Raw genomic sequence first — 7,620 nt, 5'->3', positions numbered from 1 at the left:
AGATGTGTACATGTTGAAAAACAGACAGTCTTATATTTATCTGTCTGATTGGATAGCTATATGAAAAGATTAAGGTTTGGAACGGCTGGTGTCCCCATCAGTGCCATGGATCGAAATTCTATATCTGGTGTGTCCCGGGTCAGGGAACTTGGACTAAGCTGCAATGAAGTAGAATTTGTCAGGGGAGTAAAGATAGGAGATGAAACAGCCATTCGATTGGGTGAAGCAGCTAAAAAGAAAGATGTAGCGCTAAGCGTCCATGCTCCATATTATATCAACCTGAACTCCCGGGAGATCGAAAAGGTGGAAGCAAGCAAACAGCGCATTCTGGAATCGGCACGTATTGGGGCCATATTTGAAGGTCGTGCTGTGGTATTCCACCCTGCATTTTATCATACAGATTCTCTGGATATGGTATACGGCATTGTGAAGACGCATATGATAGAAATGGTGGAACAACTGGATGACGCGGGAATCGAGATAATGCTTCGGCCCGAGACCACCGGCAAGGGGTCTCAGTTTGGAAGCCTTACCGAACTTCTGGAAATGAGTGCTGATATCGAAGGGATTATGCCTTGTTATGATTTTGCCCACCTGCATGCGAGGGGTGGGGAATTAAATTCATATAACGAGTTCTGCGGGATACTTGATATGATCGAGGAATATCTTGGAAGGGAGGGATTGGATAATATGCATATCCATGTGTCTGGCATTGAATATGGCCCCAAAGGTGAAAAGAACCATTTGATCCTTCAGGAGTCGGATATGGATTATGAAGGGCTTGTCAGGGCATGGAAAGAATATGATATCAAAGGTACTGTGATCTGTGAAAGCCCTAATCTGGAAGGTGATGCACTGCTGCTTCAGGGTTTGTATCAGGAGTTATAAACATGTATGTATCTAAGTACCTATTTACAATATTATAACATCACTGGTTTTTCGAAAATCATTGTCAGTGGAAAGAAGTTTTTGGTTAATTGACCTCGCACTGGCCAGGATAATCCCATCCATTAAACTGAATTTGGATATTTCCCTATTTCGCATATCGTGTTTGATTTGTGACCCTTCAAGACATATTGTTTCACTTAATGGGATGGTGTTTAGGATATGTTTCAATTTTAATATGCGTTTTACAGGATCAATATCATTTTTCAAACACCAATCTGATATCTCTCCTACCTGAATGATTGAAATGAATAATGGCTCATCCTTTATTTGATAGTATATCTCCTCAAATTGTTTACTGCTTTTTCCTGAACGAAAAATCTCTATGATAATCGAAGTATCGAGGAACATTAGTATCTATCTCTCTTTTCTCTTTGAAATTTAGGTTTCTTTTTATCGATACCGGCAATATCCATCAATACCGCATTCCTCTGTTCATTATCCGATGGCGGGATCGCAACATGTATGAGGTTTCCTTCTTTAAATTCCATTTCCTCAATTATCTCTGAGGGGATGATCACTCCAAGAGAATTGCCTATTTTTCTTAGTTTTGCTTCAAAAACTTCAGTCATACACGTTGTTATAACGTTATAACATTAAATAGGTATTTATTGACCTGTTGATATATTTCCCATAGTATTTTACTCCAGGAATATCTCTACCCTGCACTTGAACAATGATATCTTATTATCTTCCACTTCAACATCAAAGTTCTTCACATTGACCTTTGTGATATTCCCTTTACTCTTAAATATGGGAAGGTTCGATGCATCATCCACTGCAGATTGTAAAGCTTCCTCCCAGCTTGTGGGAGACGATCCCACTGTTTCGATTATTTTTACAAATCCCATTATACTTTCCTCCAGAGTTTTAAAATTATACTTTTCTCATTATCACAGAACCGTCACGCATGCGCACTTTAGCATATTCCTGCTTTTTGGGTCCCACTTCATATTTGTGGTACTGCATGGCTTCCAAACGACCAATGTCCAGCACCCTGCGAAGCATTGTATTGTTTTCACTGCTCTTCTTACCTGACGTGACAGGAGGGTTTACCGACACTTTTTTTTTTGAAAAAATAGCACCTCCGGTCATACCAGCACCAATATATCCTTTTGCGTCATTGAAAATCAAATTCCCGGATTTCATGTATGCACCTGCGAATTCATCAATTTTATCGCTGACCACTACTGTACCACCGTCCAGCCTTGAACCCGTATTCATGCCAGCACAACCTTTAATGTACACAGTCCCTCTTCGCATTAACAGACCGGTACCGTTATAGGCATCTCCTTCGACTATCACGGTACCCCTACAATCCATGCGGGCACCAATGGTTCCACGAATTATTTTATCCTTGATGATCAGGGTTGCATCAACCAGAGAATTGTGGATCAGTCTGGCATCATCCAGCCCATTGCACATGACGTCAGTTATTGATCGATATTTCCTGTATCCTTCTGTGTCAGATCCTACTTCCACAATATTACCCCTTGGCTGTTCAATAGTTCCATTGATGTAGAGAATGCCTGAAACCATACCCATACCTGCCTCAACACCCACATCCCCATCAACGAACACCCTACCTGCAGGCTCAGGCTTTCCGGTACCGCCAAAATGTTTCAGGTCAGCGCCCATACTGTGGGCGAACCTGGCCCCCACATCTCCTTTGATGTGCACATCGTTACCAGTTTTCAGTGCATCCACCAGGTCCTGGTATGTATGAGAACTGCCCTTTTGATGAGGGATAACTGATGCAGGGTCAAGCTTCTGGTCCTGCCAGTGAAAATTGAATGAATAGTCGCACAGGTTATCCACCTTTGCTGATAGTTCCAGACTGATGGTTTCCATTGATATCAACCGTGTATCAACATTGGCAAACAGCGCGTGCACACCCATTCGCTCTTCATCTCATGGCGCAGTGGAAGCAGGTACACCTCGTTCTCGCCTTTGTTGCAGTTGAAACATTTGATGGATATGTCTGACTTTTTAGGTTGTGCTTCAGCCTTCTCCTCATCAAATTCCACAGTTTCACGCTCCTCTACAGCCATTGCTCCTTCAGGACAGATGCCAATGCAATAACCCATACCGTCGCACAGGTCCTCTGACATTACCCTGGCCTTCCCGTCAATTATCTGTATGGCTCCTTCTGCGCATGGTGCAACGCACTTTCCGCAACCTGTACATTTGTCCTCATCTATTGTTACGATAGTTCTCTTTACCATTTTTTTCATCTCCTTAAAGTGATGCGTCCCTTCAACCAGCTCCACCGGATCACAGCTATTTTGGTGGGTTTTGTCGTTTTATTGATATTTCCATTGTGCTATCAGGTATTATTTTGTCTGGAACGGATATATGGGTTTTCGACTATTATCAACATAACAATGATAATAAGTATGTCATTGTAGGGCGGAGGATGGAGATGCTTGGGGTGGCGGATTTTTTCAATGTGATTGGTCAAAGAGGATTGTTCGAGGGGTATTTAAGTTAACGACCTGCGTTACAAATGCAAGGCATCTAGTGGGTGAATGAGGTTGGACAAAAATATTAAAATGTTTCAAACTAGTATTATTTAAGTTTGTTATCTATATTATGAACATATCGATTAAATAAAAATCTGAATGAATTGTGCCCTTGTTTATACTTTAAAGAATGTTTTAGATTCATATTCTAAGGATGCACATAAAAGTAGTTTTGGTAGAGTCACCTACCCCGGATGCCGCTACGCTTTGTCCGAGGCACCCATGCGGGCGCATAAAATATTAAGATATGTAATCCTAAACCCCTTTGTAGAAAAACTTTAATTACGATTAATTACTATTAATTACTAATATTGTTAAAAATAGTAATTAATGGTTATTATGAAAATTCCAGAGAAACCACCTTTATCAGAAATTAAAGCAAACGAAATTAATGAGATTTGTAATTATTTAAGAAATGAAACATTTAGACAGTCATTCTCAGATATTTATAATAGATATTTATATTGGTCAGAATTAAAACATAAGGAAATTTCCCAACAGATCAATCCTGAAATATTATGGAAAATCACCAAAACACAAAGAAACTCCCATCCTGAAATAATTAAATTAAGTGACCTTGAAGGATTTGAATTTAAATATAATTTAACTCCTTATATCAACCAAAAACTTCACCATTTTGATCTTAATTTAGGGGGAAATCTAGAAGGAAATATTATCCCAAAGGATGAGAAAAAGCAATATTTAATTAATTCAATTATGGAAGAAGCAATTGCTTCAAGTCAAATAGAAGGAGCTGTCACTACCAGAGAATATGCCAAATCGATGTTGAGAAAGGGTAGAAAACCAAAAAACATATCTGAACAAATGATTCTTAACAATTATAATACAATTAAAAAAATAAAACCATTAATAAATAAAAAACTTGATTCTGAACTAATACTTGAAATTCATACTTCAATTGCCAAAGACACTTTGGAAGATCCAAGTAACGAAGGTAAATATAGAGCTGCAAATGACATATCTGTAGTGGATTTAACAGGGAATGTTGTTTACCATCCCCCGGACTATAAAAAAATAGAACAATTAATGGACGATTTTTGTAATTTTGCAAATGAAAGTGATGAGACCAGATTTATTCATCCAATGATAAGAGCCATTATATTGCATTTTCTAATTGGGTATATCCACCCTTTTGTAGATGGAAATGGAAGAACGGCAAGAGCAATTTTTTATTGGTATTTGCTTTCAAGAGATTACTGGTTAATAGAGTATATGTCTATTTCAAGAATAATTATTAATTCACGCACACAATATGCAAAAGCATATTTATACACTGAACTTGATGAAAATGATTTAACCTATTTTATAAATTATCAGCTAAAAACAATAGACTTAGCCTTTAACAATCTTAAAAAGTATATAAATAATAAAATTCAGGAAAAACGGGATCTATATGATTTTAGGATAATTAAAGACATAAATGAAAGACAAATATATATTTTAAAATTTATTTTTGATGACCCTAAGTTTTCATTTACAATAAAAGAGATACAAAATAGGTTCAATACTGCTTATGAAACGGCTAGAAAAGATATTATTTATTTAGAAAAATTGGGGCTTTTAGAAAAAACTACCTCTGGAAAAAAGAAATTAGTTTATTACAGATCACAAAAATTTGACGACATTATTCTAAAATTAATAAAATAGGTTTGGACTTGTATAATTGAATAATCAGGATGCGCTGGTTAGCCGTTTTGCAACCCGATGTCTGAAAATTCCAAACTTTGGATAAATAATTCCAAAAGCCCCACTGCATGCAATCTGCATAAAAAGTAGCAGGGATATCCCTGCCACAAATCCCCAAAGCCTGCTTATTTAACGTAAAGTGCGCATTTACATGCTCCCCGCTGCTCGATCTCCCTTGTTCTGTATACGCACGGACAGATGATCTTACGATCCTCTTGTTTATTGCCTGTGATCTCCCGACAACTACAGTATTGTTCCCCATACTTTTTCTTATTATTGGCCATTCCTTTTATTGCAATAGCTACAATATCATAATCCGGATTCAGCTTATACCCGTGTTCTTCTGCATTCTGTTTTGCCCATTCATATATCTCGGTTTCAATATCTTCCATTTAATCTCACCCCATCACCATCTGTTCTTTTACAATATTAGCTACCCGCTCCCCCAGAGATCTGCAGGATGCAAGTCCCTCCTCATCGGGCCGGTATCGTATCTCCAATCCAGGTTCGATTATCTCGAAACCAGCGGCTTTTAATTCTGATTCAACCCCCTTAACAGCTCCTTTTCCCCAGCCATAAGATCCGAAGGCTACAGCTTTCTTTCCTCTGGGTCGCAGTCCTTTAAGATATGTTAAAAATCCACCAACTGAAGGAAACATTCCATTGTTCAAAGTGGGCGAACCGATAAAGAACACAGGCGCGTCAAGTACTTCTTTTATGATCTTGCTCTGATCATTCTTCCTGATGTTCAGTAATTTTACTTCGACACCGGCCGACTTTACCCCTTCCAGTATTGCATTTGCCATTTTGTAGGTGCTGCCCCACATGGTATCGTAGATGATCAGCACCTTCTCTTTGTTCTCTCCCCTTGCCCAGCGTCCGTATGCTTCTATGATCCGGGCAGGATTATCCCGCCAAATAATGCCGTGGCAGGGTGCGATCATATCTATATCGATGCCCAGTTCTCCCACAGTATCGACGTATTTCAGGATGACCTGGCCGAAAGGCATCAGGATATTAGCATAATATTCAGCAGCATCCTCAAGCACGTCATCCACTTCATCGTTGAACCTCTTTGAAGTAGCAATATGCTGCCCGAATGCGTCATTGGAGAGCAGGATCTTATCTTCCTTGAGATAGGTGTGCATACTGTCGGGCCAGTGGAGCATGGTTGCTTCGATGAACATCAACGTCTTGCTGCCCAGACTCAATTCAGTCCCTGTTTCTACCGTTTCAAAGTGCCAATCCTCACATCCGTCACCATGGTAATACAGGCTCAGGCCGTCACATCCCCGTTTTGTGCAGTATATGGGTGCATTTGGGACGACTTCCATGACTGCGGGAAGTGATCCTGAATGGTCCATTTCAACATGGTTAGCTATCACGTAGTCGATCTTTGCAGGGTCTATGATCTGGCTTATGCGCATAAGCATCTCAGAGGAAAACTCTGATTTTACTGTGTCTACAAGAGCGATTTTTTCATCTACGATCAAATATGCATTGTAAGTGGTCCCTTTGGATGTGACATAACCATGAAAATCACGGAGGTTCCAATCAACAACCCCTACCCAATAGACACCCTTAGTCAGTTCAAAGGGTTTTGGTTTATCCCCCATACAAGTACCTCCATCACTTATGTCTGCATTCTGAACTGGGTCGCAGCGTCAATAAAACCATCAATCAGTTCAAGATGTTTGTGTTCAAACGAAGTCATTATGGTAAAGAATTCTTTCTGGTCAGGGTCTTCGGCCCGTACTGCCAGCTTATTATAGAAGTTCTCATTTTTTTGTTCAAACCCTAAGGCTCCCATTAATACATCCATCTCACCAGGTTTTGCACCGGTAAATTCCATCTCAAAAGATGAGGTGAAATCAGCTGGATCAACATTTCTTATTGAAGATGCATTACCTGTTTTTCCAAAATTATTAAGGTATTCGATATGTTTAGCTTCTTCTGCTGCCAGATATGTAAACAGTTCCTTAGCTAGAATACTTACCGCGGTATTTGCTTTTTCTGAATAGAATTTTAGTCCCTGATTTTCGATAGTCAGTGCCAGGTTGATTGCATCATCAACTGTTTTTAGATTTTCCATCATCTCTTCTATGTCTGCCATTATATCGTCCATTTTTATCATACCGTCAATTAATTCAATTCTTATTCAAGCATATTTTTCAGGATTTGATTCAAATTCTTTCTTGCATCCAGGAGCACAGAAATAGAATTTTTTACCTTTATACTCGGATGTGAATTTTGCAGTCGTTTCATCAACTTCCATCTTGCAGATCGGGTCAATTGCCAATTATCTCACCTCCCTCATTTATATTTTAAATAATCTCCAACTTCCTTAATTAGAATATATCATCCCAATGCATATAAATTTCCCTGAAATTAGGTTGAATCTGATTGATGATCTGGGAGAGATGTTCATTCAAGGACTGGCAGGGAT

The 7,620-nt window shown here is 39.1% G+C and carries 11 protein-coding genes; 2 read left to right on the top strand and 9 right to left on the bottom strand.

Translation table 11 applies throughout. The features are described from left to right. Positions 1-60 precede the first annotated feature (60 nt). Complete coding sequence (locus IBX40_09360; protein ID MBE0524521.1) at positions 61-888, top strand: TIM barrel protein; 828 nt, start codon at positions 61-63, stop codon at positions 886-888. Positions 889-912: 24 nt separating this feature from the next. On the opposite strand, the gene IBX40_09355 is transcribed toward IBX40_09360, so the two are convergent. From IBX40_09355 to IBX40_09335, 5 genes are all read right to left on the bottom strand, one after another. After that, positions 913-1,296, bottom strand: coding sequence for a PIN domain-containing protein (locus IBX40_09355; protein ID MBE0524520.1), 384 nt, complete (start codon positions 1,294-1,296; stop codon positions 913-915). Continuing rightward, positions 1,296-1,517: a hypothetical protein gene (locus IBX40_09350; GenBank protein ID MBE0524519.1), complete on the bottom strand. Its 222-nt coding sequence runs from the start codon at positions 1,515-1,517 to the stop codon at positions 1,296-1,298. Before IBX40_09350 ends, IBX40_09355 begins: the two co-directional genes overlap by 1 nt. Before the next feature lie 69 nt (positions 1,518-1,586). Continuing rightward, positions 1,587-1,796, bottom strand: coding sequence for a dodecin domain-containing protein (locus IBX40_09345; GenBank protein MBE0524518.1), 210 nt, complete (start codon positions 1,794-1,796; stop codon positions 1,587-1,589). Positions 1,797-1,821: 25 nt separating this feature from the next. Then, positions 1,822-2,796 (bottom strand): formylmethanofuran dehydrogenase, encoded by a 975-nt coding sequence (locus IBX40_09340; protein MBE0524517.1) that lies wholly within the window; start codon positions 2,794-2,796, stop codon positions 1,822-1,824. Positions 2,797-2,801: 5 nt separating this feature from the next. Continuing rightward, the gene (locus tag IBX40_09335; GenBank protein ID MBE0524516.1) at positions 2,802-3,170 is read right to left on the bottom strand and encodes a 4Fe-4S binding protein; all 369 of its coding nucleotides are present in this window, start codon (positions 3,168-3,170) and stop codon (positions 2,802-2,804) included. A gap of 636 nt (positions 3,171-3,806) precedes the next feature. On the opposite strand from IBX40_09335, the gene IBX40_09330 reads away from it, so the two are divergent. Continuing rightward, the gene (locus IBX40_09330; protein MBE0524515.1) at positions 3,807-5,135 is read left to right on the top strand and encodes a Fic family protein; all 1,329 of its coding nucleotides are present in this window, start codon (positions 3,807-3,809) and stop codon (positions 5,133-5,135) included. 164 nt (positions 5,136-5,299) lie between these two features. On the opposite strand, the gene IBX40_09325 is transcribed toward IBX40_09330, so the two are convergent. From IBX40_09325 to IBX40_09310, 4 genes are read right to left on the bottom strand one after another with little or no spacing between them, the layout of a single operon-like run. Continuing rightward, positions 5,300-5,566, bottom strand: a complete 267-nt coding sequence (locus IBX40_09325; protein ID MBE0524514.1) for an FtrB — start codon at positions 5,564-5,566, stop codon at positions 5,300-5,302. Positions 5,567-5,572: 6 nt separating this feature from the next. Next, positions 5,573-6,790, bottom strand: coding sequence for a flavodoxin domain-containing protein (locus IBX40_09320; protein ID MBE0524513.1), 1,218 nt, complete (start codon positions 6,788-6,790; stop codon positions 5,573-5,575). Positions 6,791-6,807: 17 nt separating this feature from the next. After that, positions 6,808-7,287 carry a ferritin family protein gene (locus IBX40_09315; GenBank protein ID MBE0524512.1) on the bottom strand — a complete coding sequence of 160 codons (480 nt, stop codon included), beginning with the start codon at positions 7,285-7,287 and terminating at the stop codon, positions 6,808-6,810. A gap of 45 nt (positions 7,288-7,332) precedes the next feature. Then, positions 7,333-7,473: a YHS domain-containing protein gene (locus IBX40_09310; protein MBE0524511.1), complete on the bottom strand. Its 141-nt coding sequence runs from the start codon at positions 7,471-7,473 to the stop codon at positions 7,333-7,335. Positions 7,474-7,620 lie beyond the last annotated feature (147 nt).

The sequence above is a fragment of the Methanosarcinales archaeon genome (assembly GCA_014859725.1).
In the GTDB taxonomy this organism is placed as follows: domain Archaea; phylum Halobacteriota; class Methanosarcinia; order Methanosarcinales; family Methanocomedenaceae; genus Kmv04.
The sequence above is the reverse complement of the archived record's forward strand: the minus strand, read 5'-3'. Positions and strand labels throughout refer to the sequence as shown.

Coding starts and splice junctions, on each gene's coding strand:
- IBX40_09350 (MBE0524519.1), bottom strand. CDS start 1,517: ATGACTGAAGTTTTTGAAGCAAAACTAAGAAAAATAGGCAATTCTCTT.
- IBX40_09335 (MBE0524516.1), bottom strand. CDS start 3,170: ATGGTAAAGAGAACTATCGTAACAATAGATGAGGACAAATGTACAGGT.
- IBX40_09330 (MBE0524515.1), top strand. CDS start 3,807: ATGAAAATTCCAGAGAAACCACCTTTATCAGAAATTAAAGCAAACGAA.
- IBX40_09340 (MBE0524517.1), bottom strand. CDS start 2,796: ATGGAAACCATCAGTCTGGAACTATCAGCAAAGGTGGATAACCTGTGC.
- IBX40_09320 (MBE0524513.1), bottom strand. CDS start 6,790: ATGGGGGATAAACCAAAACCCTTTGAACTGACTAAGGGTGTCTATTGG.
- IBX40_09315 (MBE0524512.1), bottom strand. CDS start 7,287: ATGGCAGACATAGAAGAGATGATGGAAAATCTAAAAACAGTTGATGAT.
- IBX40_09325 (MBE0524514.1), bottom strand. CDS start 5,566: ATGGAAGATATTGAAACCGAGATATATGAATGGGCAAAACAGAATGCA.
- IBX40_09345 (MBE0524518.1), bottom strand. CDS start 1,796: ATGGGATTTGTAAAAATAATCGAAACAGTGGGATCGTCTCCCACAAGC.
- IBX40_09355 (MBE0524520.1), bottom strand. CDS start 1,296: ATGTTCCTCGATACTTCGATTATCATAGAGATTTTTCGTTCAGGAAAA.
- IBX40_09360 (MBE0524521.1), top strand. CDS start 61: ATGAAAAGATTAAGGTTTGGAACGGCTGGTGTCCCCATCAGTGCCATG.